Raw genomic sequence first — 24,103 nt, forward strand, 5'->3', positions numbered from 1 at the left:
CCCCTCGCCCGGGGGTCGCGGGCTCAGCCGTCGACGGCGACCTTGGCGTACTCGTAGGCCGTGCGGCCGTTCTCGTCGCCGTAGTGGTAGCGGCCCGTCATGATCTCGCCCGTGGGGGAGAGCGAGACGTGCTTGCTCTCCTTCATGTCCGCCGTCCAGTGGCGGCCGACGATGCGCATGGCCTTGCCCTGCCACCGCATCATCTGCGCGTAGTAGACCGTGTAGCCCTTCTCGTCGCCGTAGTGGTAACGGCCGGTCAGCGCGTAGCCGTCGGGCACGGTGTACACGCTGTTGGGCTCGTTCACGCGCACCCAGTAGCGTTCGGGGAGCACCTCCACACGCACGTCGTTGACGTAGATCTGGCCGCAGTAGTAGGTCGTGGTGCCGTTCTCGTCGCCGGTGTGCGCCCGGCCGATCAGCATCTGGTGCTCGGGGCAGAAGAAGGTGCTGTTCGACTCCTTCACGGTGCCGATGTCCCCTCCCAGCACTCTGATGGTGTACGTCTCGGCGGCGGCCGGGGCGGCGGACGCTAAAGTCGCGGCGGCGACCGCCACGGCCAGGGCCTTCTTGAACATCGTCATCTCTCCCGTTTCTGTTCGCTTCGACGGGAACTCTGGCGCACGCCGCTTGGGAGCCGTTGGAGACGTTCTTGGAAGCGGCAAGGGAACCGGTTGTCGCGTGTCACAAGTGAGCCGGCGGCGGTGCTCTACCAATGTGAACGTCGTACAGGAGAACGTGCTGGTCGGGAGGGGCGTCGCCGTGGGGTCCGATCCGCCGGTCCGGGCCGACTTGGAGCAGGTGTTCCGGGCCGTCTACCCGCGTGTCGTCGCGGTGGCCGCCCGCGTGCTCGGGTCGCGTGACGAGGCCGAGGACGTCGCCCAGGAGGTCTTCCTCGCGTTCGGCCGCTCCGCGGTGCCCGCCGGGGAGGCGACCGGCTGGTTGTCGGTCGCCGCCGCGCACACCGCGCTGAACCATCTCCGCTCGGGCCGCAGGAGGACCGCCCGGGAGGAGAACGCCGGCGGCGAGACCGTCGCCCCCGACATCGCCGACGCCGTCGTCACCAGGGACGAACGCCGCCGCGTGCGCGAGGCCCTCGCCCGGCTGCCGCGCCGCCAGGCGGTCGCCCTGGTCCTGCGGCACAGCGGCCTCAGCTACGCCGAGGTCGCCGCCGCCCTCGACCTCTCTCCCGGCAGCGTCGGCACGATCGTGCGACGGGCCGAGTCCGCTCTGCGCAAGGAGTTGAACCGTCATGCGCCATCCGACTGACGGCACGCTGCGCCGGCTCCTCGACGAGCCGGACGGGGTCGCCGACGCCGACCGCGACCACATCGCCCACTGCCCCGCCTGCCAGGAAGGACTGAACGTGGCCCGTGACGACGCCGCCTTCGCCGCCACCGTGCTGAGAACCGAGATCGAGGTGGACGTCGACACGGCCTGGACCCGCTTCTCCACCCGCCCCCCGGTGAAGGAGGCGACCGTGCTGAGCCGCTGGCGCTCCCGCCTGCGCAGTCCCGTCGTCGCCATCGCCGGGGCGGCCGTCCTGGTCACCGGCGCGGGGGCGGCCGCCGCCGCCGACTGGTTCCAGATCTTCCACGCCGAGCGGGTCGCCCCGGTCACCGCGCCGCAGGCCGAGCTGGCCAAGATCCCCGAACTCGACGAGTTCGGCGACCTCGTCGTCACCGACGAGATCTCGGTGCGCCGTGCGCCGGACGTCACCGCCGCCCAGGAGGCCTCGGGCCTCACGCTTCCGGCGGTGGCCGAACTCCCGCCCGGGGTGAGCGGCACGCCCGGCTACTTCGTCGTCGACAGGGCCGGTGGCACGTTCACCTTCTCCGCCGACACCACCGCGCGGACCGCCGCGAAGGCCGGCACGACCGCCCCGCCGGTGCCGCCGGGGCTCGACGGCAGCCGGTTCCGGTTGTCGGCCGGGCCGGGCCTGGCGGCCGTGTGGGCGTCGGAGAACGAACTCCCCGCCCTGGTCGTCGCACGTGTCACCGCGCCGTCGGTCTACTCGGCGGGCGTCCCCTTCACCACCGTCCGCGACTACCTGACGTCGCTGACCTTCATCCCCGACGACGTCGCGGCCCAGTTGCGCGGCTTCTCCGGCGACGGCACGCTGCCGCTGTTCTCGGCGATCGAGGAGAAGCAGACGTCCGTCACCGACGTCGGCGGACGCCCCGCCACGCTGGTCCGGAGCGGCTCCATGGCCGGGGTCGTCTGGGTGGCCGACGGCGTCGTCAACGCGGTCGCCGGCACGCTCACCGCCGACGAGGTCCTGACCGTCGCCCGAGGGCTGCGATGAACGCCGTCTGGGCCTCCGGCCTGCGCAAACGCTACCGGAAGCGGACGGCCGTCGACGGGGTCTCCTTCTCCGTCGCCCGGGGCGAGGTGCTCGGACTGCTCGGCCCGAACGGCGCCGGCAAGACCACCGTCATCAAGATGATGCTCGGGCTGGTGCGCCCCGACGCGGGCGAGGTCATGCTCCTCGGCCGGCCGGTCGGCGACCCTCAGGCCCGCGCCAGGGTCGGCTACCTGCCGGAACTCTTCCGCTACCAGCCTTGGCTGAGCGCCAGGGAGGTCCTCGACCTGCACGTCCGGCTCGCCGGGGCCGACGTGCCCGAGGGGGAGCGCCGCGACACCCTCGCCCTGGTCGGCCTCGCCGACCGGGCCCGGGACCGCGTCGGCGGGTTCTCCAAGGGCATGCAGCAGCGCCTGGGCCTGGCCGTCGCGCTCGTGGCCCGCCCCGAGTTCGTGGTGCTCGACGAGCCGACCAGCGCGCTCGACCCGGTGGGCCGGGCCGACGTGCGCGACATCCTGCTGTCGCTGAAGGAGCGCGGCGTGGCCGTGCTGCTCAACTCCCACCTGATCGGCGAGGTCGAGCGGGTCTGCGACCGCGTGGTCATTCTCGACCGGGGCCGGGTCGCCGCCTCGGGCACCCTCGCCGAACTGCTCGGCGGCCGGGAACTGCGGCTCCGCTTGGAGAAGGTCACCTCAGAGGCGGAGGAACGCCTGCGGCGGGCCGGGCCGGTGCACCGCGACGGCGACCTGTTCACCGTCGTCGACCTGGACGTCGACGTGATCCCCGACCTGGTGGCCGACCTGGTCGCGCTCGGCGTGCGGGTCCACTCGGTCGAACCCGGCCGCGTCAGCCTGGAAGACCGGCTGCTCGACATCCTGGGAAGTGAACGATGATCGTGCTCACCTTCGCCGCCCTCACCCTCCGCGAGGCCGCCCGCCGCAAGGTGCTGCGGGCGCTGGCCGTGCTGACGGTCGTGCTGCTGGCCCTGTCGGCGTGGGGCTTCCACACCCTCGTGACCAAGGAGTTCGACGGCGCGCAGCTGACCAGCGGCGAACTGCGGCTGATCGCCTCCCAGCTGCTCAACCTGGTCATGTTCGGCCTCAGCCTGATCGCCGCCCTGGGCACCGCCTTCCTGGCCGGCCCGACCGTCGCCGGCGAGGTCGAGTCGGGCACCGCCCTGGCGATCCTGGCCCGCCCGATCCGGCGCTCGACCGTCCTGACCGGCAAGTGGCTCGGCCTGATCGCCTTCGGCGGCGGTTTCATCGTCCTGGCCGGGCTCGCCCAGTTCGTGATCGTGTACGCCACCACGGGCTACTGGCCCTCCGACCCGGTCACCGGGCTGGCGCTGCTCGCCTTCCAGACGGCCGTGCTGCTCACCCTGGGCCTGCTGTTCTCCACGCTGATCTCGCCGATGGCGTCGGGCGTGGTCGCGGTCGGCCTGTTCGGCGCGACCTGGATCGCCGGGGTGGTCGGGGGAGTGGGCCGCGGCCTGGGCAACGACAGCGTGGCGGCCGTGGGGACGGTCTCCCAGGTCCTGCTCCCGACCGACGGGTTGTGGCGCAGCGCGATGTACGCCTTCCAGGACCCCGCCGCGCTGCTGGGATTCGGCGGCCCCGCCGTCAAGGGAGGCTTCCCCTTCCTGAGCGACACCCCGATCACGTGGGCCTACCTGGCGTGGGCGGTCGCCTGGACCGCCCTGGTGCTGGGCCTGGCCGCGCTGGTGCTTCGACGCCGCGATCTGTGACCCGGCGCAGGTCACAAGGACTTTTTGCGGAGGTGAACGAATGATTTCACCTCGCCGAAACCTACGTCCGGTCCGGGGCCGGATAGTGTCTCCCCATTCTCGACAACGTTGATCCCTTCATCGGCACCGCGGCCACCGACCTGCCCCCGGCAGGCGGCCTGGCCGCCACGTGGTGGTGGCCGAAACCGCAGGTGGGCAACACCCACCCCGGGGCCACCTCCCCCCTCGGCATGGTCTCGGCCTGTGCCTACTCCGGTGCCTATCCGACCGGTTACGGTCGCTACGCCAAGAACACCGAAGGCGTGCCCGAGGAGATGTTCGACCGTCTCCAGGCCAGCGGGTTCACCCACTTCCAGCAGTCGGGCACCGGCGCGATCCGCAAGTACTACAACTACGTGCGGGTCACCCCGATGGTGCAGCCCCTCGACGACCTCGGCCAGTCGTGGTCGCTGTCCGACGAGGAGGCCTCGCCCGGCTACTACGCCGCCACCCTCGACACCGGCGTCCGGTGCGAGGTCACGGTGGGGCAGAAGGTGGCCGTCCACCGCTACACCTTCCCTCAGCACAGCAGCGCCCGGGTGGTCGTCGACCTGTCCTGCGGCGGGCTCGCCATCGACCTCGGCCGCACCGTCCCGCTGCGGGCGCAGGTCGAGAACATCGGCCACGGCCAGGTGCAGGGCACCGTCGTCATGGAGGGCGTGCCGCTGTCGGTCTACGTCGACGTCGACGCCCCCGGCTGGCGGCAGATGCTCTGGTACGACCGCCGTCTCATCGACGGCGGCACCCGGCTCGACTTCGACAGCATCCGGCACACCACGCTGCGCCCCTTCGGCATGCTCTACATGGGCCCGACGCGGGCCGGGCAGACCATCGAGGTCCGCATGGGCTTCTCGCTGCGCGGCTGCGACCAGGCCAAACGGAACCTGGAGCGCGAGTGCGGCCTCGGCCAGCCCTCGTTCGACATCGTCAAGCTGCGCACCCGCGCCCGCTGGGCCGACCACCTCGACCGGGTCAAGGTCGACGGCGGCACCCCGGCCCGCCAGACGGTCTACGCCACCGCGCTCTACCACTCGCTGATCAAGCCGTGCATCGTCGACGACGAGAGCCCGTTCTGGCCCAGCAACGGGCCCTACGCCTTCGACGTCTGCACGATGTGGGACATCTACAAGACCCAGCTCCCGCTGCTCATGGCCATCGCCCCCGACCGGGCCTCCGGCCTGCTCGAATCGCTGATCCGGGTCTGCGAGGAAGAGGGCAACTTCCCGATCGGCTACCGCATGGCGCGCGGCGCCGACCGGTTCTTCCGCCAGGGCAGCGCGCTGGCCCACACCGCGCTCGCCGACGCCCACGCCCTCGATCTCGACGGCATCGAGTGGAGCTGGGCGCTCGTGCACATGGCCGACGACCTGCGCCGCATGTACGGCGAGGACTTCTTCGAGCACGGCGTCGTCCACCCGATCACCCACACCCTCGACCTGGCCTACGGCCACCACCTGACCGCCCAGCTCGCCCGCGCGCTCAACGACACCCGGCTCGCCGACGACCTGGCCCGCCGCGCCCACGGCTGGGTCAACGCCTTCGACCCCGGCACCGGCCTGCTGCGCGACTCGGAGTTCTACGAGGGCGGCAAGTGGAACTACTCGTTCCGGCTGCTGCACGACATGGCCGCCCGCATCGCGCTGGCGGGCGGCGACGCCGGCTTCATCGGCAAGCTCGACCAGTTCTTCGGCTACGGCGCCGCCCCGGTCAAACAGGCCGGCCGCCGCCCGCAGCAGGCCGAGATGGCCGCCGGCTACGCCCTCAACCGGTTCGAGGGCCTCAACAACGAGCCCGACATGGAGGCCCCCTGGGCCTACCACTACGCGGGCCGTCCCGACCGCACCGCCGAGGTCGTCCACTCCGCGCTCACGTGGCAGTTCGGCACCGGTCCCGGCGGCCTTCCCGGCAACGACGACTCCGGCGGCCTGAGCTCCTGGTACATCTGGGCCTCGCTCGGGCTCTTCCCGGTGGCCGGGCAGAACCTCTTCCTCGTCAACGCGCCCGCGTTCGAACGGGCCGCGCTGCGGGTAAGAGAAGGCGAGTTCGTCATCGAGACCAGCGGCCATAAAGAGGCGCCGATCAGCTCCGACGGCGCCGAGCGTGAGCCCCCGGTCCAATACGTCCAGTCGGCCACCCTCAACGGCCGTCCACTGGATGCGGCCCACCTGACTGCCGCGACCGTCCATCGGGGCGGCAGACTGCACCTGCGACTCGGCCCCGAGCCATCGGGATGGGGGCGGGGTGTCCGCCCGCCGTCCCTGTCCGATTCCCCTGCGCTATCGGAGGAGACTCGATGACCCACCCCCGACGCCGCCTCGTGATCGTGGTCAGGGCCGACCCGGTCATCTGCGGCCATTCCGGCGAGGCCCGCAACCTCGCCGAGGTGGCGCTCACCCGTGGATACGACGACGTCAGGCTGCTGACCTGGCCCATCCCGGCCCTCCAGGCCGCCGGGCTGCCGTTGAAGCCGCTCGACCGGCTGCTGCCGTACAGCCCCGGCATCACCGTCGAACGTCCCGAACCGGTCGGTGACTACCGGGTGCCCGACGGCCGCCACCTGGCCGGCCTCACCGGGCGCCTGGTCGAGCTGCTGGCCGAGCCGGTGCCGACGACCTGCCTGTCGATGTACATCGTCCCCCACGCCAACGTCGTGCTCGACGCCGTCAACGCGGCCAGGGCGGCGGGTTTCAACCCCGACGTCCGCACCATCGTGAAGGCCGTCGGCTCCGACGTCACCAACGTCATCCGCAACTGCCTGCGCGACAACCGCTTCGGCGCCGCGACGGCGCTGTTCACCACGTTCCTGTCCAACGACGAGGTGGTGGCGGTCTCCGACTACACCCGCGAGGAGATCATCGACGCGGCGGAGCAGGTCGACGCCCACGTCGGCACCACGTTCGCCGAACAGTGCCGCCGCCGGGTGACGGTCAGCTACCCGCCGATCGACTCCTCGGCGTTCCTCGACCCCGACCCGGCGCTGGTCGACGCCGCCCTCGCGCACCGCGGCCTGGAACGCGACGGCTACCTGCTGTTCCTGTCCCGGGTCACCCCCGCGAAGGGCATCTTCGACCTGCTGGCCGCCTACCGGCAGGCCCGCAGCCGGGAGAAGGTCAAGCTCGTGGTCGCCGGCACGGGCACCGCGCTCGCCCAGGTCCAGGCGATCGCGGCGGCCGACGAACACGTCGTCGTCCTCACCGACGTCGACGACAACGAGAAGCCGCTGCTCATGCGGGGCAGCGCGGCCTACGTCCTGCCGACCAAACCCGAACCCGACTTCGTCGAGACGTTCGGCATCGCCCTCGCCGAGAAGATGCTGGCGGGCGGCGGCCCGATCATCACCACCGACACCGGCGGCACCCTCGAAGCGGTCGGCGACGCGGCCATCATCATCGACCAGGGCGACGTCACGGGCATCGCGGCGGCGATCGACCGGGTCGTCCTCGACATGAACGGGACCGAACGCCGCGAGATGGAACTGCGGGCCCGCGAGTGGGCCATGCAGTTCGACCGCGCGGCCGTCTTCGACGACCTGTTCCCGGAGACGGCGCTCCGCCGGAGCGCCTGACCGCGATCGACGCCGGCCCGGACGGATCACTTGCCGTCCGGGCCGGTTCATTTCAGCGGCAGCACCGCCCGCACCGTGAAGCCGCCGCCGTCGGGCCCGGCGTCGAGGGAGCCGTGGAACAGGGCGGCCCGCTCGCGCATGCCGATGAGCCCGTGCCCGCCCGGGATGTGGGGCGCGGCCCGGAAGCCGTCGCGAGGGCCGTCGTCGGTGACGTCGAGGCGCAGCTCGCCCGGCCTGTGGTCGATCGTGACGGTCACCCGGGTCGGCCCGGCGTGCTTCAGCGTGTTGGTCAGCGCCTCCTGGACGATCCGGTAGGCCGACAGGTCGAGGCCCGCCGGCAGCGGCCGCGGCTCGCCGGTCACCTCGACCGTCACGTCGAGCCCGGCCGACCGCGACTGCTCCACCAGGTCGCCGACGCGGGCCAGGCCCGGCTGCGGCAGGCGGCTGTCGGTGGCGGGGCCGCGCAGCAGGTGGAGCATGCGCTGGAGCTCCTCGACCGCGCCCCGGCCGGTCGCCTCGATCTGGCTCAGCGCCTCGCGTTCGCGGCCCAGGTCGGCGGGCAGCCGGCGGCGCAGCCCGCCCGCCTGCATCACCATCATGCTGACGCTGCTGGCGACGATGTCGTGCAGCTCGCGGGCCAGCCGGGCCTGCTCCTCGGCGACGGCCTCCCGCACCAGCCGCTCGCTGCGCGCCACCACGGCGTCGGTGCGCTCCTCGGCGCGGGCGGCCAGCACCTGGTAGCGGCGCACGCCCACCCCCGCGCCGCCCGCGATGGCCGACATGCCCGCCGCGATGGCGTACTCGGCGAACTCGGCGCCGCCGTAGGTCAGGCCCATGGCGGCGACGAAGACGACCGTGGCCGCCACCCCGAAAACGGCCCGCGCGCTGCGCAGCCGGTGCAGGCTGAGGACGGTGAACAGGAAGACCAGTTCGGTCAGCCACTGCCAGGCGGCGGCGTCCTCCAGGGTGAACACGAACACCGTGCTCGACACGACGGTGTACACCGCCATCGTCCAGACGGGGGCCACGCGGCGGAACAGCACCAGGACCGCGGTGGCGACCCCCCAGGCCACCCACAGGGCCGGGATCGGCCGCTCGGACAGTTCGGTGCCGCCGGTCAGTTCCTCGATGACGGCGAACAGCCCGACCGCCACGGCCACCAGGCCGTCGGCCGCGCTCAGCCGGGTACCACGCACGGGATGAGCGTAGTGCGACTTGTGCCGACATCGGTCAGACGAGGAGCCGGTCGAGCACTCCGACGACCGGTACCGGCCCGACGCCGTCTCCTTCACGATCGACAACTCCCAGCAGGGCCGCCCGGCCCTGCTCCGCACCCGAGGACAGGTGTCATGATCGAACTGGTCGTCCTGGACGTCGCCGGAACGACGATCGAGGAACACGGCAGCGTGTACGACGCCCTGGAGGCCGCCGTCAGAGCCGCCGGCGCCACCCCCACCACGGAGGAGGTGCACCGCTGGATGGGCGCAGGCAAGCGCGAGGCCGTCGCCGCGCTGCTCGGCGAACCGTCGGAGGCCGCCTACCAGGACTTCCGCACCCGTCTCGCGGCCCTGTACGCGGCCAGGCCCCCGTACCCCCTGCCCGGAGTGACGGAGGCGGTGACCCGGTTGCGGGAGGCGGGCGTGCAGGTCGCGCTGACGACCGGCTTCGACCGCGAGGTGACGACGGGCCTGCTGGAGTCGGTCGGCTGGACCGGCTTCTTCGACGCGGTGATCTGCGTGGACGACGTCCCGGCCGGCCGTCCGGCGCCCTACATGATCTTCCGCGCGATGGAGGCGACGGGCGTGACCGACGTCCGCAGGGTCCTCACGGCCGGCGACACGGTCCGCGACCTGGAAGCGGGTGCCAACGCGGGCGCCGCGATCGTGGTCGGCGTGCTGACGGGCGCGCAAGACGCGGCGGTCCTGGGGACGGTCCCGCACACGCGCATCCTGCCGGGCGTGGCCCAGATCCCGGACCTCATCCTGCCCAATTGACCGTATACACAGGACAGGGAGGCCATGTCGCTGGTCTACTAGACGTATGCAGACAAGAACAATGCGCCCCATGAGCGCAGACACGTGGACGCGGACCCTGACCGAACTCGCGGAGGCCATCCGCACGTCGGAGATCCCCGGCGACCTCGGCATCGCCCAGGTCACCCTGGAGCCCATGGTGGACTCCGAAGGCGAAGAGGGCCTCTGGGCCCACATCGTCATGGACGGCGTGGGCGACGACGGCTGGGACCCCATGATGTGCCACGCCGTGAGCATGAACGGCAACAGGCTGGCGGTCGAACACGGACTCGACCACTACGTCTACGCCCGCTTCTACACCCAGCGTGACTGGGCCGAGCGGGACCTCGCCGATGACGACGACGAGGAGCAGGCGTGAAGCGAATCAAGGCGGACGACTACCTCACCCTCGCCGAGCTGATCGCGGTTCGCCCCCGCCCCGCGCATCTGCGCCGGGCCACCTCGACCGCCTACTACGCCGTGTTCCACGAACTCGTCGGGCAGGGCGCCCGGCGCGCGGTGACCAGCGGCACGGACGACCACCGGCACACCGTCAGCCGCTGGTACGCCCACGGCAACTTCCGCCAGACCGCCCGATGGGTGACCGCGATCGCGGCCGACAAGAGCGCGCCCGAGGCGGTGACCAGGCTGCTCAGCGTGAACGGCCGGATCGACCCCGACCTCGTGCTGGTCGCGGACTCCTTCGGCGAGCTCCAGGCCCTCCGGCACGTCGCCGACTACGATCCCGGCTACGTCGCGAGCCGCACGGCGACCCTCAGCCATGTGAGGAGGGCGAGGACGGCGGTGGAGGCGATCCGCCGGTTGGACAAGGACGCCGTCCACGAGTTCGACATGTTCCTGCTGCTCTCGCTCGGCGGAGAGCGCATGGTCAGGAACTCATGACGTCGCTCACCCGGTTCGTCGCTGTCCGATAGTGGGAACGCAAGCCACCCGCAGGATCAGACAGCCGACGAACCCCGCTCCCGGGGATGTGGACCCGCTGGCAGCGTGTCCGTACGCTGGGGGAGATGGTCATGGACGGCGAACTCCGCGCGCTCGAACCGATCTTCCACCGGGCGCCCGCCGGGGTCGGCCGCGCGTTCTTCGAGCGCATGACGGCCCCCGACTTCTTCGAGATCGGCGCCTCCGGACGGCTCTACTCGCGGGAGTTCGTCCTCGACACGCTGGCCGAGCGTCACTCCCGTCCCCACGACGACCCGTGGGAGGTCACGGACTTCACGTCCCGGCGCCTCGAAGGCGACACGTGGCTCGTGACGTATCTGCTCGACCAGGCCGGGCGGGTCAGCCGCCGGTCGACCGTCTGGACGTGGACCGCCGACGGCTGGGTCGCGCGTCATCACCAGGGGACCCTCGTATGACCGCCGCCGACCTCGCCGCGCATCTCGCGTCTCTCGGCATCGACGTGCACTCCATCGGTCGTGACCTCGACGAACGCTACTGTCTCGTCGCGGCGTCCGACGGCTGGCACGTCTACTACAGCGAACGCGGTCAGAAGTCCGGCCTGCGCGTCTTCCGTGACGAGGACGCCGCCTGCCGCGCCCTGCTGCGCGACGTCCTCGCCGACCACGGTGTTCAGGCGCGCCTGCGGACCTCGGGGAACTCCGGCTCGGGCGTCTGATGGCCGCGCAGGTGCCGGTCCAGGAACCAGGCGGTGTACGCCCGGGTGATCTCGATGGCCCGGGTCCCGTCGAGCGGCTGGGACGGCAGGCCCACCTGCCCCCGCAGGATCGCGTAGTCGGTGAACGACGAGTGGTCGGTGCCGGTCACCTCCCGCCATGTCTTCGGCCTGGCCTGTACGGGCGGCCACGTGGTGTCCGTCCGGACCGTCCCCATCAGCACGACCGGCCCGTTCAGCGGCGGCGCGTCGGGAAGAAGGGTGCCGTCGAAGTCGATCGCCGCGCGGATCGACGGGCGGGCCGCCATCGTGTGGACGGCGGCGTTGCCGCCCATCGAGTGACCCGCGACCGCGACCCCGTCGACGCGGAAGCGATTCTTCAGCTGGTCGATGACGAATGTCAGGTCCTTGACGCGCCCCGCCGAGACCTGCGCGCCGAGTTCCCTGGTCTGCGGACGCTCACACACCACGCACGTCGTCGTGTGCCCGTCGGGGAAGGTCGTGCCGACCGACTCGTACGTGTGCTCCACCGCCGCCACCAGATAACCCCGGCTGGCCAGGTCCTCGCCCAGCGACGTCAGGGTGACCCGGGGAAAGGAGAACCCGGGCGAGAGCACCACGAGGGGCAGGGGCCGCCGGACCATCGGGGCGCCCGACCGGGCGTGGGTGCTGGTCGTGGCCAGCACGCCGGGCGGCAGGTCGGCCGCCCCGGGCACACGGGCCAGGATGTTGGCCGACTCGGCCGTGGTGACGTACCGGAACCGTTCGCCCTTCGAGGAGAGCGCCGGATACCAGACCGTCACCATGAGCTGTCGCGGGCCGGACGCGGGCACCCACGGATCGGGACGGGAGCGGTCGACGAGGTGCAGGGCAGTCGCGCCGACCGGATGCGGGCCGGTGGGCGCGGGCAGGGCCGGTGCGGGGGCGGTGAGGAGGCCGGCCGTCAGCGCGGCGGCGGTGAGCAGGTTCATGGGAGGACACGGTTCCGTGCGACCGCCTCCCGGCGTCAGCGCGGAAGGTCAACCGGCGTCACCGACTTCCGGCGGAGGTCGCGGCCACCAGAAGACGGTGGCCCGGCATCAGTTCGCCGGGCAGGGCCTCGGCGGGGAACCAGCCCGCTTCGAGGATCTCGGTCGGGTCGAGCGCCAGGGTGCCGCCGAGCAGTTCGCCCTCGTAGGCGACCTCGACCCGCAGCCGGAACCCGCTCTCGACCCGCACCAGCCGGGTGACCCGGACCTTGAGCCCGGTCTCCTCCATGACCTCCCGGACGACGGTGTCCTCGAAGGTCTCGCCGCGTTTGGCGTAGCCGGTCGGCAGGCCCCACTGGCGGCCCTCGGGCCAGAACCGGTGTTTCAGCAGCAACACCCGGCCGTCGTCGTCGCGGATGACGCCCACCACCCCGACCATGAACGTCGCCTGCGACAACCAGAGCAGGCGCCACTGCACCGCGCCCCCGATCGCCCGCCAGACGGTCGCCGCCAGACTTCTCAAGGCTGCCATCGTCCCGTTCTACACCACCACGGGGCCGGGCCCCGGAACGTCGGCGCCGACCTGCGCCCAGCACTCGGCGAGCGCGCGCACACCCCGGTCGAGGTCGTCGGCGGCCATCGTGAAGGGCAGCCGGACGAAACGTTCGTGCGACCCGCCGATCCCGAACCGCGGTCCGGCCGACAGCGCGATGCCGCGTGCCTGGCACAGTTGCGCGAGCGCCGAACTCGCCGGCCGGTCGAGCCCCGCCCACAATGACAGGCCGCCGTCGACCCTCGGCACCCGCCAGTCCGGCAGATGGCGGGCGAGCAGGTCGTACAGGGTGTCCCGGTTGACGCGCAGCTGGGCGGCCCGCCGGGGCAGCAGGCCGGGCAGCGCCCGCACCACCCGTTCGCCGAGCAACTGCTCCAGTTGCGGGGTGCCGAGGTCACCCGCCGGGCGGGCCTGCACCAGCCGGTGGACGACGCTCGCGTCGGTCCGCAACCATCCCAGCCGCAGCCCGCCCCACACCGACTTGCTGAGCGACCCGATCGTGACGACGTCGGCGCCGTGGGCGTGCCGGGCGAACGGGCCGTCGTCCCAGGGGCGGTCGATGGACAGGTCGGCGGTGGTCTCGTCGATCAGCAGCGTCGTCCCGGCCCGCCGTGCCGCCTCGGCGACCCGGACACGGTCGTCCGGCGGCATCGACGCGCCCGTGGGGTTGTGGAAATCGGGGATCAGGTACGCCAGCGCCGGTCTGACCTGGCCGAGCAGGGCCACGAGCTGGCCGGTGTCCCATCCGGCCGTGGTCACCGGCGTGACGACGGGCCGGGCGCCGGCCCGCAGCAGCGCCTCGCAGGCGTGCGGGTAGGTGGGCGACTCGACCAGCACGTGGTCGGCGCGGCGGACGAGCGTGTGCGCGGCCAGGGCGATGGCGTGCTGGCCGCCCGTCGTGACGACGATCTGGTCGGGCGTGGTCGCCAGGCCGCGCCGCACGTAACGGTCGGCGATGGCCTCCCGGAGCGCCCGGTTGCCCAGCAGGTCGAAGGCCGGCCCGTCGAGGGCCGAGGTCAGGCAGGGCGCGAGCCTGGCCAGCAGCTCGTCGAGGCCCTCGACCGGCGGCGGCGCCGCCCGCGCGAAGTCGACCTCGCGGCGTCGCTCCCGGGGCAGCACGGCCCGGCTGCCGGAGCCGTGCACGCTGACCAGGTGGCCCGAGTCGCGGAGCGACTGGTAGGCGGCCACGACCGTGCTGCGGCTGCGGCCCAGCGCGGCGGCGAGCTCCCGCTCGGACGGCAGGCGGGTGCCGGCCGTGATCCGGCCGTCGCCGATGAGCAGCCGGATCCGCCCGGCCAGCGCCGCGTAGGCGGGGGAGCCGTGCCACTCACCCAGCAGCGGCAGCAGCGCCCGTGCCGACAGCCGTGTCCCCCACGTCATCGGTCCAGTCTGCCAGGGTGGACCGGGCGGCCGTCCGGGCCCGCAGCGCCTCGATCACGGCCGCCATGTCGGCCGCGCCGTGGCCGAGGTCCCGCGTCTCCCGGAAGAGTCCGTGGCAGGCGTCGATCAGCGGCGAGCCGATGCAAGCCGCCGCCTCGGCGACCAGGCGGGCGTTCTTCAGCACGTCGCCGATCGCCGCCTGGGGCGTGAAGTCGGCCGACACGATCTTCGCGGCCTTGGCCCGCGACACGGCCGAGGCCATCGGCCCGGCGTCCAGGACCCGCTCCACCAGCGCGGGGTCGAGCCCGTGCTCCTCGGCGAAGTGGAACGCCTCCGCGAGACCGGTCACCATCGTGATCAGGAACAGGTTGACCGCGAGCTTCGTCGTCAGCGCCCCCGGCACCGCGCCGCAGTCGAACCAGGCCCGCCCCATCGGGCCCAGCAGCCCGGCCACGCGGGCGGTCGCGCCGGGTGGGCCGGACACCAGGAAGACCAGCTCACCGGCCTCGGCCGGGCCGCGCGACCCCGACACGGGCGCCTCGACGTAACAGCCGCCCGCGGCGGTGATCCGCTCGGCCAGCCGCGCCGAGGCGGCCGGGGCGATGGTGCCCATCTGCACCACGGTCCGGTCCCGGACGTCGGCGCCGTCGAGCACGGCGTCGATCGCCGTCTCGTCCGCGAGCATCAGCAGCACGGTCGCGCAGCGCCCGAACAGCTCCGACGGCGACGCCGCGACCAGCGCGCCCGCCTCGGCGACCGGCGCGCAGCGGCTCGCGGTGCGGTTCCAGACGACGAGCGGAACCCCGGCGCGGGCCAGGTTGAGGGCCATCGGCAGGCCCATGAGACCCAGTCCGGCGAACCCGACGTGTTCTTCGTTCACCCTGGCATCGGACCAGACCACGGGCGGACCCGTCGCGGTCCACTCAGTCGAAGTGGTCTGCCTGCCGCGCCTTCTTCGGCCGCGCCCGCAGGTGCATGCGCTCACCCTGGGTGCCGAACAGGCTCAGGAACTCGACCGGCTCGTCACCGGCCACCCCGAACCAGTGGGGCACCCGCGTGTCGAACTCCGCCGCCTCGCCCGGTTCCATGATCACGTCGTGCTCGCCGAGGATGACGCGCATCCGGCCGTTGAGGATGTAGAGCCACTCGTAGCCCTCGTGCGTCTTCAGCTCCGGCTCGGAGCTCCGGTCTCCGGGCGCGAGCACGATCTTGTACGCCTGGATGCCGCCCGCCCGCCTGGTCAGCGGCAACATGGTCAGGCCGTTGCGGAACGTCGGGCGCAGATGGACCCGCGGATCGCCGGTCGCCGGGGCGTCGACGAGCTCGTCGAGCGTGACCCCGTGGGCGCGGGCCAGCGGCAGCAGCTGTTCGAGGGTGGGCCGCCGCGCGCCCGACTCCAGCCGCGACAGGGTGCTGACCGAGATCCCGGTCGCCTCCGCGAGCGCCGCCAGGGTGGTCTCGCGCTCCTTGCGCAGCGCCCGCAGCCGGGGGCCGACCGCGTCGAGGGCCTGGCCGATGTCGTCCGTCATACGGGCGAGTTTGCCATATCGGCAAAGAAGTTTGCATATCCGCCTGGCCCTGAAGCATAGTGGGCGCCATGAGAGACACCTATGACGCAGTCGTGATCGGCGGCGGCCCGGCCGGGCTCAACGGGGCCCTCATGCTGGCCCGCTCCCGCCGGTCGGTCCTGGTCGTCGACGCCGGCGAGCCGCGCAACGCCCCCGCCGACGCGGTCCACGGCCTGTTCGCCCTCGACGGCACCCCGCCGGCCGAACTCCGGGCCCGGGGAAGGGCCGAGGTCGAGCGGTACGGCGGCCACGTCACGACCGGCTCGGTCGTCGGCGTGACGCCGGGCTTCACCGTCACGCTGGCCGACGGGCGGCGGATCGGCGCCCGCCGCCTGCTCGTCACGACCGGGCTGACCGACGTGCTGCCCGACATCGGCGGCCTGCGGGAACGCTGGGGCCGCGACGCCGTCCACTGCCCCTACTGCCACGGCTGGGAGGTCCGCGACCGCGCGATCGGCGTCCTGGCCACCAGCCCCATGGGCATCCACCAGGCGATGATGTTCCGCCAGCTCAGCGACGACGTCGTGCTCTTCACCGCCGACCCGCCCACGGGGGAGCAGGCCGTGGAGCTGAGCGCCCGGGGCATCCGGGTCGTGCCCGGCGAGGTGGCGGCCCTGGAGATCGCCGGCGACCGGATCACCGGCGTCCGGCTGAAGGACGGCACGGTCGTGCCGCGCGACGCCGTGGCGGTCGCCACCTACCTGAGGGCGCGGGTGGACTTCCTGGAGCCGCTCGGCCTCAAGGCCGTCCCGCACCCGGGCGGCTTCGGCGAGCACATCCCGGCCGCGCCCGACGGGCAGACCGACGTGCCCGGGGTGTGGGTGGCGGGCAACGTCACCGACCTGACGGCCCAGGTGGGGGCCTCGGCGGCGGCCGGGGCGCTCGCGGGCGCCCGCATCAACGGCGACCTCATCGCGGAGGAGACCCGCCAGGCGGTCGCGGCGGCATCATGAAAAATCAGCACACTCACCGACACGAGGCGCACATGAGCACAGCAGGACAACACCCGGACACCGGCCACGGTCACGGTCACGGTCACGGTGCCCACCCCGACCACGACGAGGTGTTCGACCGGGACTTCTGGGAGAACAAGTACCGCACGTCCGACCCCGCCGCCCTGCGCCACGAGCCCAACCCCTACCTGCTCGTGATCGCCGAGACGCTCACTCCGGGCCGGGTCCTGGACGCCGGATGCGGTCCGGGCGCGGAGGCCGTCTGGCTGGCCCGCCGGGGATGGGAGGTGACGGCGCTCGACATCTCCTCGGTGGCGCTCGACCACGCCCGCGCCATCGCGGACCAGGAGGGCCCGGACGTCGCGGCCAGGATCACCTGGCAGCAGGCCGACCTCACCGCCTGGACCGCCCCGGCCGATGGTTATGACCTGGTCTGCACCAACTACGTCCACGCCCTGGAGGACATCGTCCCCCGGCTGGCGGCGGCCGTCCGCCCCGGCGGCACCCTGCTGGTGGTCGACCACTTCGACATCCTGGCCGTCCTCGACCCGGCCGAGTGGCGTCCCATCCCGATGGAGGCGCGCTCGCGGGTGGTCGCCGCCTTCGACGGCACGGAGAAGGTCCTCGACGACCGCGTGATGGCCGCAGTCAGGATCGCGCCCACCACGCCGTGACGCGGCCGACGGTCACCGTGGCGGCCACGCCGTGAACGCGGCCGGTCGTTCACGGGCGCAGTCGCCGGGCCATGAGGTCGCGCAGGGCGCCCGTCTGTTCCGAGAGCGTCGTCAGCGCGTCGAGGAAGGGTTCCGGGTCGGGCAGGGCCGCGAGCAGTTCCCCGGTCACCGCCGCGCGGGCCGCGCGGCCCGCCTCGACGGCCTCCCGGCCGCGGTCGGTGAGTTCGAGGGCGCGGACCCGCTGGTCCTCGCCTGACACCCGCCGGGTGACGTAGCCGATCCGCTCCATCTCGGCCGCGACCTTGGACGCCCCCTGCGGCGTCATCCCCAGCAGCCCGGCCAGGTCGGTGACCCGGACGGGGCCGGTGAGCAGGTGCTGGAAGACGTAACCGTGCACCGAGCGCACCTCCGGAAAGCCCGCCTCGGCCATCCGGGCGCGCACCCGTTCGTCGCAGGCGGCGGCGAGGGCGGTGAACAACAACGTGAGGTCTCTTGACGGCACGCCTCGCATCCTCCGATACTCAACCAAGGTTGCACAACTAAGGTTGAGTATCGGAGGTGCCCTCATGCGCGACCTGTTCAAGCAGATCGTCGCCGCCGGCCCCGGGGGAGCGGCCCTGGCCGTCCACAAGGACGGGGAACTCGTCGTCGACGAATGGGCCGGCGACTGGTCCCGTGACGACGTCGTCAACGTCTTCTCCGTCGGAAAGGGGGTGGTCGCCGCTCTCGCCCACCGCCACCTCACCGGCCTCGACCGCCCGGTGCGCGAGTGGTGGCCGGAGTTCACCACCGACTGCGCCGTCGCCGACCTGCTCTCCCACCGCGCGGGCCTGCCCGCGATCCGCCGCGAGCTGCCCGACGGGTCGCTGTTCGACTGGACGGCCATGACCGGCGCGCTCGCCGCCGAACACCCGTGGTGGCCGCCGGGGGAGCGGCACGGCTACCACGCCGTCACCTTCGGCTGGCTGGTCGGCGAGGTGCTGCGGCGGGCGACGGGGCGGACCGTCAGGGAACTCGTACGGGACCTGGGCATCGACGGCCTCAGCGTCGGGCTGGCCGACGGCACCCCGGTCAGGGACGTGCTGCCGCCCGAGCCGAACGGCTCACCGCCCCGGATGCCGGCGAGCGAGATCACGGTGAAGGCGTTCGCGAACCCCGCCGAGCAGCTGACCCCCGGCCTGCCCAACACGGCGAGGTGGCGCGCGGCGGAGATCCCGGCCGCCAACGTGCACGCCAACGCGCGCGCCCTGGCCACCCTCTACGGCGAGCTGCTGACCTCGCCGAACCTGCCCGAGATGATCGAACCCCGGAGCGAGGGCCACGACGAGGTGCTGGGGTCGCCGACCCGGTTCGGGCTGGGCTTCATGCTCGCCAACCCGACCCGGCCGTTCTCCCCGAACCCGCGCGCCTTCGGCCACAGCGGGTCCGGGGGAGCGCTCGCCTTCGCCGACCCCGACGAGGGCTTCGCCTTCGCCTTCACCCCGAGCCGCACCCTGCTGACCGCGGCCGGCCCGGACCCGCGCTGGACGCCGCTCATCGAGGCGCTCTACCGACGCTCATCGCGGCGGTGACGGGCCGTGCCGTCGACCGGGTGGCGGAAAGCGGGGTGCTCCCCACCATCCCGGCCCGGCCGGGAGAGGCCTCCCCGGCCTGAGCGGCGCCTGGCCGGGCCGCTCACCGGCCGCCCCGCACGTCGATCGACGCCTCCCCGTCCGCGGACACGTTCAGCACCCCCCACGCCGTCCCCGCGACCACCGGGAACCGGCCCGGCCGCGTGGCCATGACCTGCCCGGTCGCGGGGTCGCGCCGGAAGCCCGTGTAGGCGTCGAGCAGCGACCATCCGGCCATCGCGCGCACGTAGTGGTCTCCGCACTCGATCTCGTTGAACGGGTTGCGCCGGGTCCCGTCGTACCGTTCGCGCAGGCCGTCGAGGATGCGGAACGCCTCGTCGGTCAGGCCTTCGTACAGGCAGCTCGCCGCGACCTGATACTCCACGCCGGTCCAGACCTCGTCGCAGTAGCGCAGGGGGACGGCGGGCCGGCCGCCGTGCGGCCACGTGCAGACGACCAGTCCCGTTTCGCCGCCGTCGGCGAACGAGCGGTAGCCGTGCGGCTCGAAACCGGTGCGCAGGTTGTAGCGGACGATCGAGGCCAGGGCGGTCCTGACCCGGTCGGGGGGCAGGATGTGGCCCAGGCCGAGCTGGTGGGCCCACCACTGGCCGAGCAGCTGGTCGGACAGGCAGCCCCGGCCGAAGTCGTGCTCCTCGCCGGTGTCGGGCTGGCCGTAGTACTCGCCCGTCCACAACAACGTGTCGTAGCCGTCCCGCCCGAGCGTGAACAGTTTCGCGAAACCGGCGGCCAGCGCGGGTTCCACGAGCCGGGCCATCTCCTCCATCGCCCGCAGCGCGGCCAGCCACAACCCGCCGACGAACATGTTCGGCCCGTGCAGGCTGATGTCGTAGGTGCAGGGCTGGTCGCCGCGCAGGATGCCGGTTCCGTCCGGGTCCCAGGTGCGGGTGACGTGCTCCATCAGCCGCCGCAGCGCGGGCCACTGCTCGCGGAGCCAGTCGAGGCCCGATCCGTCCAGAACCGATCGGTACGTCTTGAGCACCGCCCCCAGCATCCCGTCGAGCGCCGGCCGGACCGGCCCCCCGATGGCGACGTCGTGGTACTGCGGCAGGTAGAGCGGCAACGCCACCCGGTGCGGGATCGACCCGTCGGGGGCCTGGACGGCGAACTCGGTCTCCCGCATGTCCCGCCCGAGCGACGGGAACAACCGGGCCAGCGCCTGCTCGTAGTTGAAGACGTGGTTGCAGTTCAGCGGGCACGACCCGCCGACGTCCCCGTTCCAGTTCCGGGTGGAGGCCCCCAGCGCGCCCTCGAACCCGTAGGCCCGCCCGTCGGCGGTCCGGAACAGCGACGGCGACCGGACCAGCGTGCCCTGCGCCGAGATCACGTCCTTCAGGATCTCCGGCAGGTCGCTGTCGGCGACCGCCGAGGCCCACGCCCGGGACGTCGAGTCGAGGTGGTCGCGGTCGGCCAGGTAGGCGTCGAGCACGTCGACCGCGCCCCCGAACCGGGTCGCGTAGTGGTTGCCCACCCAGAACCGGCTCCCGGCATAGGACGGGGTCGGACCGAACCGGTCGAAGTCGGCGAACCGGTTGGGGAACCACCAGGCGTGCACGAAATCGATCGTCGCGGTCTCGCCCGGCGCCAGCGCGAACGCGGCGGCCACGGCGGCGTCCCAGGTGAAACCGGCCGGGCTGGGCCCGGCGGGCACCCGCAGGGGAGAGGCACCGTCGGCCAGCGCGGCCCGCAGCGCGGCGTCGGAGAAGTCGCCCAGTTGCACCGGGGTCACGAGCTTGACCGTCTCGGCGAACCGCAGCAGCGCCTCCGCGCCGACCGCGCGGGGGAAGGCGATCGCCGGGGCGTCGGTCCACAACAACATCTCGCCGTAGCCCTCGTCGGCCTCGCCGAGCGACGGGTTGTCCATCAGCACGCCGGTCTGCCCCGGCCGCCTGAGCAGCCGGTTCACGTTCCCGCCGTAGCCCGCGCCGCGGGTGCCGTCGATGGGGGTGACGCCGTCCCAGCCGACCGCGTTCTGCAGGGTGCCCAGCAGGAAGCCGTGCCGGAACTCGGCGCTGGTGTTGGTCACCGTGAACCGGTAGCGCACCAGCGGCAACGAACTCGCGTCGGCGTCGAGCGGCACGAACGGGGTGAAGGCCGACATCGACACCGCCACCGGCAGCGCGTCGTCGAGGTAGTCGACCTCGGCGAAGGGGTAGGCCGCCCGGAACTCGGTCGCGGCCACGGTCGGCCATGACGGGAGTCGTCCCAGGTCGGGCACCTCGGCGTCGGACACGTTGGGCGCCGGGTCGGGGCCGGGCGGCACCGGGTCGCCGCGCAGCAGGCGCACCACGTCGTCGGGCGGCTCGGTCGAGGAGACGCGCAGCGCGAAGAAGCTGTCGGGCAGGAAACCCCGATGGTTGGGCACCCCGCCGAGTTGCCACTGCCGCAGCGCTCCGTCTGCGGCCAGTGCCACGTGTCCGGTGCCGAAGCCGCCGAGAGGGAACGCGACCGCGCGCCGCGCCTCCCCGGAGTACCGCTTCACGGCCCCCGCCTTTCCCGATTGGATTTCACCTGTCTTGAAATCGATTTCAGGCACGCTAGACGAGCTCATCAGGGGTGTCAAGCGCGGGTATGGTGTGGCGCTATGGCGACGATTTACGAGGTTGCGGCGCTCGCCGGGGTCTCTCCCGCGACGGTTTCCCGGGTTTTCAACGGCAACACCGTCTCCGAGGAGAAGCAGCGCCTCGTCCGCGACGCCGCCCAGCAACTCGGTTTCACCCCCAACAAGACCGCGCGCCGGTTGCGCAAGCAGAGCTCCGAGATCATCTGCCTGCTGGTCCCCGACATCGAGAACCCGTTCTTCACCGCCCTGGCCCGCGGCGTCGAAGACCGCGCCCAGGAGTCGGGCTTCTCCGTGGTGCTCTGCAACACCGACGACGACCCGGCCAAGGAGCTGCGCTACCTGCAGATCGCCGCGTCCGAGCAGATGGCCGGCGTGATCCTCTCGCCCGCCTCCGACGAGGTCGACCTCGGCGCCATCGCCTCGCTGGGCCGGCCCGTGGTCGCCGTCGACCGAACCACCCCCTACCCGGTCGACGCGGTCAAGATCGACAACCGCGCGGCCGGCATCGCCGCCACGACCGCCCTGGTGGACGCCGGTTTCCGGCGCGTCGCCTGCATCGCGGGCCCGGCCGGGATCGAGGAGACCGAAGACCGCTACCTGGGCTGGAAGCAGGTCGTCACCGCCCGCAAGACCCTCGTCCGCGACGGTTTCCTGCAGCACGCCAACTTCCGCGTCGACGGCGGCCGGGCGGCGATGAACGCCCTGCTCAACCTGGTCCAGCCGCCCGACGCCGTGGTCACGACCAACAACCTGATGGCCATCGGCGCACTTCAGGCCCTCCACGAGAACGGCATCGACCCCGAGGACTTCGGCGTCGCCGTGCTCGGCGAACTGCCCTACCTGCTGCCGCCGCCGTCCAGCGTGGTGCAGGTCCGGCTCCCGGCCCGTCACCTGGGGCGGACCGCCGCCTCCATGCTGCTGGAGCGCATCGGCGGGGACACCCAGCCGCTCCGCACGGTCGTGCTGCGGGCGGAGATCGCCCGGCCGCCGTTATCGCTGTAATCGATACCATCCCGTTACTTGCCTGATCAGGGGCTTCATGAGGTACGTTTCGCGGAGTGCTTGACGAAATCGATTTCTTGCACTTTCATGTGGCGCACGCCACACCTGCCGTATGGGAGCGAGATACGGACGGCCGCAGGCCGGCTGTGGCTCGCGTCGGCGATCTGCCCCAAAGAAGTAAGGACGCAGGCCTATGAACATCCCCCGCCGCAAGGTCGCGCTGGCCTGCGCGACCGCCACCCTGGCGGCGACGGCTCTTGCGGGTTGCGGAAGCGACTCGGAAACGACGTCGACCGGCGCCAAAGCCCTGGAAATCGTCTACTGGAACTACGGCCCGGCCGCCGAGAGCGGCAACAAGGCCACCGCGGACGCCTTCACGAAGGCCCACCCCGACGTCAAGGTCACCCTCACCCCCGTGACCGGCGAGAACTGGGGAACCTACTACGCCAACGTCGCCACCCTGATCGCCTCGGGCAAGAAGCCCGACCTCATGGTGATCTCGGGTGAGGGCGCCCAGTTCGTACACAGCAACAACCTCGTGAAACCGATCAACGAATACCTGGAGAAGGACGCCGGGGCCAAGGCCATCACCGACGACATCGCCCAGGGCCTCATCGACGGCTTCACCGTCAAGGGCGACGTGCTCACCCTCAGCTACGGCTGGAACGACATGGTCGTCTACTACAACACCGACGTGTTCAAGAAGGCCGGCGTCGAACCGCCCAAGGCCGACTGGACCTGGGACGACTTCAAGGCCGTCGCCAAGAAGCTGACCGCCGACACCAACGGCGACGGCACCAACGACCAATACGGCTTCACCTGGGCCAGCAACGAGATCTTCCCCGGCATCATGCCGTGGGTCGCCAACGCCGGCGGCAACCTGACCAGCGACGACGTCTGCCAGGCCACCGCCGACTCGCCCCAGGTCAGCAAGGCCGTGACCTTCCTCAACGACCTCATCAAGGAGGGCGTCGCCCCGGCGCCGATGCCGATGAGCGACGTCTTCACCCGCTTCCAGAACGGGCAGATCGCCATGTTCGGCGCGGGCCGGTGGCCGATCGCCACCTTCCTGCCCGCCGGGTTCAAGGACTTCGACATCCAGCTCTACCCGAAGGGCGACACGTACAAGACCGTCTTCGGCGGTGCCGGTTACCCGATCCTGAAGTCGTCGCAGAACCCCGACCTGGCCTGGGAATACCAGAAGTTCACGGTCAGCGACGAGATCGAGAAGGGCTACGTCGGCACGGCCGACAAGCCCGGCGACTCCATCCCGTCACGGCGCTCGGTGGCCCACACGATCTCGCAGATCGGCGTGCCGCCCGCCAACAGCGACCTCTACTACGACAGCATCGACAAGTTCGAGACCCTCGTGCCCTACCCGGCCCCGGCCAAGTACAGCACGTTCGAGTCGACCGTCCTGCGTCACCTCCAGCAGATCTTCGCCGGCGAGACCACGGTCCCCGACGGCCTGAAGGCCATGCAGGGTGAGCTGACGGGCATCGTCACCTGCTGAGCGACC

26 protein-coding genes are annotated in these 24,103 nt (G+C 72.1%); 17 read left to right on the forward strand and 9 right to left on the reverse strand.

What is annotated here, in order from left to right; all coding sequences use genetic code 11:
• Positions 1 to 23: 23 nt before the first annotated feature.
• The gene (locus QSK34_RS04960) at positions 24 to 581 is read right to left on the reverse strand and encodes a hypothetical protein (protein WP_285580371.1); all 558 of its coding nucleotides are present in this window, start codon (positions 579 to 581) and stop codon (positions 24 to 26) included.
• A 133-nt stretch (positions 582 to 714) separates the two neighbouring features.
• Between QSK34_RS04960 and QSK34_RS04965 the strand changes: the two genes are divergently transcribed.
• The 6 genes from QSK34_RS04965 to QSK34_RS04990 all read left to right on the forward strand — a co-directional run bounded on the left by QSK34_RS04965 (position 715) and on the right by QSK34_RS04990 (position 7,647).
• Positions 715 to 1,266: a sigma-70 family RNA polymerase sigma factor gene (locus tag QSK34_RS04965; protein ID WP_285580374.1), complete on the forward strand. Its 552-nt coding sequence runs from the start codon at positions 715 to 717 to the stop codon at positions 1,264 to 1,266.
• Positions 1,250 to 2,302, forward strand: a complete 1,053-nt coding sequence (locus QSK34_RS04970; RefSeq protein WP_285580376.1) for a hypothetical protein — start codon at positions 1,250 to 1,252, stop codon at positions 2,300 to 2,302. Before QSK34_RS04965 ends, QSK34_RS04970 begins: the two co-directional genes overlap by 17 nt.
• A complete protein-coding gene (locus tag QSK34_RS04975) occupies positions 2,299 to 3,192 on the forward strand; it encodes an ABC transporter ATP-binding protein (protein WP_285580378.1) in 894 nt (297 codons plus the stop codon). The genes QSK34_RS04970 and QSK34_RS04975 overlap by 4 nt, the downstream gene beginning before the upstream one ends.
• Positions 3,189 to 4,043, forward strand: a complete 855-nt coding sequence (locus tag QSK34_RS04980) for an ABC transporter permease (protein ID WP_285580380.1) — start codon at positions 3,189 to 3,191, stop codon at positions 4,041 to 4,043. The genes QSK34_RS04975 and QSK34_RS04980 overlap by 4 nt, the downstream gene beginning before the upstream one ends.
• Positions 4,044 to 4,138: 95 nt before the next feature.
• Complete coding sequence (locus QSK34_RS04985; RefSeq protein ID WP_285582044.1) at positions 4,139 to 6,379, forward strand: glycoside hydrolase domain-containing protein; 2,241 nt, start codon at positions 4,139 to 4,141, stop codon at positions 6,377 to 6,379.
• Positions 6,376 to 7,647 (forward strand): glycosyltransferase, encoded by a 1,272-nt coding sequence (locus QSK34_RS04990; protein WP_285580382.1) that lies wholly within the window; start codon positions 6,376 to 6,378, stop codon positions 7,645 to 7,647. Before QSK34_RS04985 ends, QSK34_RS04990 begins: the two co-directional genes overlap by 4 nt.
• Positions 7,648 to 7,694: 47 nt before the next feature.
• On the opposite strand, the gene QSK34_RS04995 is transcribed toward QSK34_RS04990, so the two are convergent.
• Positions 7,695 to 8,843, reverse strand: a complete 1,149-nt coding sequence (locus tag QSK34_RS04995) for a sensor histidine kinase (RefSeq protein WP_285580383.1) — start codon at positions 8,841 to 8,843, stop codon at positions 7,695 to 7,697.
• Positions 8,844 to 8,862: 19 nt separating this feature from the next.
• Here QSK34_RS04995 and QSK34_RS05000 point away from each other — a divergent pair, with 19 nt between their 5' ends.
• From QSK34_RS05000 to QSK34_RS05025, 6 genes are all read left to right on the forward strand, one after another.
• Complete coding sequence (locus QSK34_RS05000; protein WP_285580385.1) at positions 8,863 to 9,000, forward strand: hypothetical protein; 138 nt, start codon at positions 8,863 to 8,865, stop codon at positions 8,998 to 9,000.
• A complete protein-coding gene (locus tag QSK34_RS05005) occupies positions 8,997 to 9,641 on the forward strand; it encodes a phosphonatase-like hydrolase (RefSeq protein WP_285580387.1) in 645 nt (214 codons plus the stop codon). The genes QSK34_RS05000 and QSK34_RS05005 overlap by 4 nt, the downstream gene beginning before the upstream one ends.
• A 70-nt stretch (positions 9,642 to 9,711) precedes the next feature.
• Positions 9,712 to 10,038 (forward strand): hypothetical protein, encoded by a 327-nt coding sequence (locus tag QSK34_RS05010; protein ID WP_285580389.1) that lies wholly within the window; start codon positions 9,712 to 9,714, stop codon positions 10,036 to 10,038.
• Positions 10,035 to 10,562 (forward strand): hypothetical protein, encoded by a 528-nt coding sequence (locus QSK34_RS05015; protein WP_285580390.1) that lies wholly within the window; start codon positions 10,035 to 10,037, stop codon positions 10,560 to 10,562. The genes QSK34_RS05010 and QSK34_RS05015 overlap by 4 nt, the downstream gene beginning before the upstream one ends.
• Before the next feature lie 131 nt (positions 10,563 to 10,693).
• Positions 10,694 to 11,038 carry a nuclear transport factor 2 family protein gene (locus QSK34_RS05020; protein ID WP_285580392.1) on the forward strand — a complete coding sequence of 115 codons (345 nt, stop codon included), beginning with the start codon at positions 10,694 to 10,696 and terminating at the stop codon, positions 11,036 to 11,038.
• The gene (locus tag QSK34_RS05025; RefSeq protein ID WP_202609569.1) at positions 11,035 to 11,298 is read left to right on the forward strand and encodes a hypothetical protein; all 264 of its coding nucleotides are present in this window, start codon (positions 11,035 to 11,037) and stop codon (positions 11,296 to 11,298) included. Before QSK34_RS05020 ends, QSK34_RS05025 begins: the two co-directional genes overlap by 4 nt.
• Here the strand turns inward: QSK34_RS05025 and QSK34_RS05030 are convergent.
• From QSK34_RS05030 to QSK34_RS05050, 5 genes are read right to left on the reverse strand one after another with little or no spacing between them, the layout of a single operon-like run.
• On the reverse strand, positions 11,253 to 12,266 hold the full coding sequence (locus QSK34_RS05030; protein ID WP_285580416.1) for an alpha/beta hydrolase family protein: 1,014 nt from the start codon (positions 12,264 to 12,266) through the stop codon (positions 11,253 to 11,255). The two genes, QSK34_RS05025 and QSK34_RS05030, sit on opposite strands and share 46 nt — an antisense overlap.
• Positions 12,267 to 12,324: 58 nt before the next feature.
• Complete coding sequence (locus QSK34_RS05035) at positions 12,325 to 12,795, reverse strand: NUDIX domain-containing protein (protein WP_285580417.1); 471 nt, start codon at positions 12,793 to 12,795, stop codon at positions 12,325 to 12,327.
• A 9-nt stretch (positions 12,796 to 12,804) separates the two neighbouring features.
• The gene (gene yczR, locus QSK34_RS05040; RefSeq protein WP_285580419.1) at positions 12,805 to 14,196 is read right to left on the reverse strand and encodes a MocR-like transcription factor YczR; all 1,392 of its coding nucleotides are present in this window, start codon (positions 14,194 to 14,196) and stop codon (positions 12,805 to 12,807) included.
• Entirely contained in the window at positions 14,144 to 15,076 is a 933-nt protein-coding gene (locus QSK34_RS05045; protein WP_285580420.1) for an NAD(P)-dependent oxidoreductase, read from the reverse strand. The genes yczR and QSK34_RS05045 overlap by 53 nt, the downstream gene beginning before the upstream one ends.
• 43 nt (positions 15,077 to 15,119) lie before the next feature.
• The gene (locus QSK34_RS05050) at positions 15,120 to 15,725 is read right to left on the reverse strand and encodes a helix-turn-helix domain-containing protein (protein ID WP_030453000.1); all 606 of its coding nucleotides are present in this window, start codon (positions 15,723 to 15,725) and stop codon (positions 15,120 to 15,122) included.
• Between the two features lie 68 nt (positions 15,726 to 15,793).
• Between QSK34_RS05050 and QSK34_RS05055 the strand changes: the two genes are divergently transcribed.
• Positions 15,794 to 16,717, forward strand: coding sequence for an NAD(P)/FAD-dependent oxidoreductase (locus QSK34_RS05055; protein WP_285580424.1), 924 nt, complete (start codon positions 15,794 to 15,796; stop codon positions 16,715 to 16,717).
• A 32-nt stretch (positions 16,718 to 16,749) separates the two neighbouring features.
• Entirely contained in the window at positions 16,750 to 17,391 is a 642-nt protein-coding gene (locus tag QSK34_RS05060) for a class I SAM-dependent methyltransferase (protein ID WP_285580426.1), read from the forward strand.
• Between the two features lie 49 nt (positions 17,392 to 17,440).
• Here the strand turns inward: QSK34_RS05060 and QSK34_RS05065 are convergent, their stop codons facing one another.
• Complete coding sequence (locus QSK34_RS05065) at positions 17,441 to 17,893, reverse strand: MarR family winged helix-turn-helix transcriptional regulator (protein WP_285580428.1); 453 nt, start codon at positions 17,891 to 17,893, stop codon at positions 17,441 to 17,443.
• A gap of 64 nt (positions 17,894 to 17,957) precedes the next feature.
• Here QSK34_RS05065 and QSK34_RS05070 point away from each other — a divergent pair, with 64 nt between their 5' ends.
• Positions 17,958 to 18,962, forward strand: a complete 1,005-nt coding sequence (locus QSK34_RS05070) for a serine hydrolase domain-containing protein (RefSeq protein WP_285580430.1) — start codon at positions 17,958 to 17,960, stop codon at positions 18,960 to 18,962.
• Between the two features lie 103 nt (positions 18,963 to 19,065).
• Here the strand turns inward: QSK34_RS05070 and QSK34_RS05075 are convergent, their stop codons facing one another.
• Positions 19,066 to 21,501 carry a GH116 family glycosyl hydrolase gene (locus QSK34_RS05075; RefSeq protein WP_285580432.1) on the reverse strand — a complete coding sequence of 812 codons (2,436 nt, stop codon included), beginning with the start codon at positions 21,499 to 21,501 and terminating at the stop codon, positions 19,066 to 19,068.
• Between the two features lie 102 nt (positions 21,502 to 21,603).
• Here QSK34_RS05075 and QSK34_RS05080 point away from each other — a divergent pair, with 102 nt between their 5' ends.
• The gene (locus tag QSK34_RS05080; RefSeq protein ID WP_285580434.1) at positions 21,604 to 22,584 is read left to right on the forward strand and encodes a LacI family DNA-binding transcriptional regulator; all 981 of its coding nucleotides are present in this window, start codon (positions 21,604 to 21,606) and stop codon (positions 22,582 to 22,584) included.
• 193 nt (positions 22,585 to 22,777) lie between these two features.
• Positions 22,778 to 24,097, forward strand: a complete 1,320-nt coding sequence (locus QSK34_RS05085) for an ABC transporter substrate-binding protein (protein WP_285580436.1) — start codon at positions 22,778 to 22,780, stop codon at positions 24,095 to 24,097.
• The last annotated feature ends 6 nt before the right edge of the window (positions 24,098 to 24,103 follow it).

It is taken from the genome of Herbidospora sp. NBRC 101105 (assembly GCF_030269205.1).
Classification (GTDB): domain Bacteria; phylum Actinomycetota; class Actinomycetes; order Streptosporangiales; family Streptosporangiaceae; genus Herbidospora; species Herbidospora solisilvae.

Excerpts from the sequence above, each read along its gene's own strand:
- QSK34_RS04960 (WP_285580371.1), bottom strand. The coding sequence starts at position 581 with ATGACGATGTTCAAGAAGGCCCTGGCCGTGGCGGTCGCCGCCGCGACT.
- QSK34_RS04970 (WP_285580376.1), top strand. The coding sequence starts at position 1,250 with ATGCGCCATCCGACTGACGGCACGCTGCGCCGGCTCCTCGACGAGCCG.
- QSK34_RS04975 (WP_285580378.1), top strand. The coding sequence starts at position 2,299 with ATGAACGCCGTCTGGGCCTCCGGCCTGCGCAAACGCTACCGGAAGCGG.
- QSK34_RS04980 (WP_285580380.1), top strand. The coding sequence starts at position 3,189 with ATGATCGTGCTCACCTTCGCCGCCCTCACCCTCCGCGAGGCCGCCCGC.
- QSK34_RS04990 (WP_285580382.1), top strand. The coding sequence starts at position 6,376 with ATGACCCACCCCCGACGCCGCCTCGTGATCGTGGTCAGGGCCGACCCG.
- QSK34_RS05005 (WP_285580387.1), top strand. The coding sequence starts at position 8,997 with ATGATCGAACTGGTCGTCCTGGACGTCGCCGGAACGACGATCGAGGAA.
- QSK34_RS05010 (WP_285580389.1), top strand. The coding sequence starts at position 9,712 with ATGAGCGCAGACACGTGGACGCGGACCCTGACCGAACTCGCGGAGGCC.
- QSK34_RS05020 (WP_285580392.1), top strand. The coding sequence starts at position 10,694 with ATGGACGGCGAACTCCGCGCGCTCGAACCGATCTTCCACCGGGCGCCC.
- QSK34_RS05025 (WP_202609569.1), top strand. The coding sequence starts at position 11,035 with ATGACCGCCGCCGACCTCGCCGCGCATCTCGCGTCTCTCGGCATCGAC.
- QSK34_RS05030 (WP_285580416.1), bottom strand. The coding sequence starts at position 12,266 with ATGAACCTGCTCACCGCCGCCGCGCTGACGGCCGGCCTCCTCACCGCC.
- QSK34_RS05035 (WP_285580417.1), bottom strand. The coding sequence starts at position 12,795 with ATGGCAGCCTTGAGAAGTCTGGCGGCGACCGTCTGGCGGGCGATCGGG.
- yczR (WP_285580419.1), bottom strand. The coding sequence starts at position 14,196 with ATGACGTGGGGGACACGGCTGTCGGCACGGGCGCTGCTGCCGCTGCTG.
- QSK34_RS05050 (WP_030453000.1), bottom strand. The coding sequence starts at position 15,725 with ATGACGGACGACATCGGCCAGGCCCTCGACGCGGTCGGCCCCCGGCTG.
- QSK34_RS05055 (WP_285580424.1), top strand. The coding sequence starts at position 15,794 with ATGAGAGACACCTATGACGCAGTCGTGATCGGCGGCGGCCCGGCCGGG.
- QSK34_RS05060 (WP_285580426.1), top strand. The coding sequence starts at position 16,750 with ATGAGCACAGCAGGACAACACCCGGACACCGGCCACGGTCACGGTCAC.
- QSK34_RS05070 (WP_285580430.1), top strand. The coding sequence starts at position 17,958 with ATGCGCGACCTGTTCAAGCAGATCGTCGCCGCCGGCCCCGGGGGAGCG.
- QSK34_RS05080 (WP_285580434.1), top strand. The coding sequence starts at position 21,604 with ATGGCGACGATTTACGAGGTTGCGGCGCTCGCCGGGGTCTCTCCCGCG.
- QSK34_RS05085 (WP_285580436.1), top strand. The coding sequence starts at position 22,778 with ATGAACATCCCCCGCCGCAAGGTCGCGCTGGCCTGCGCGACCGCCACC.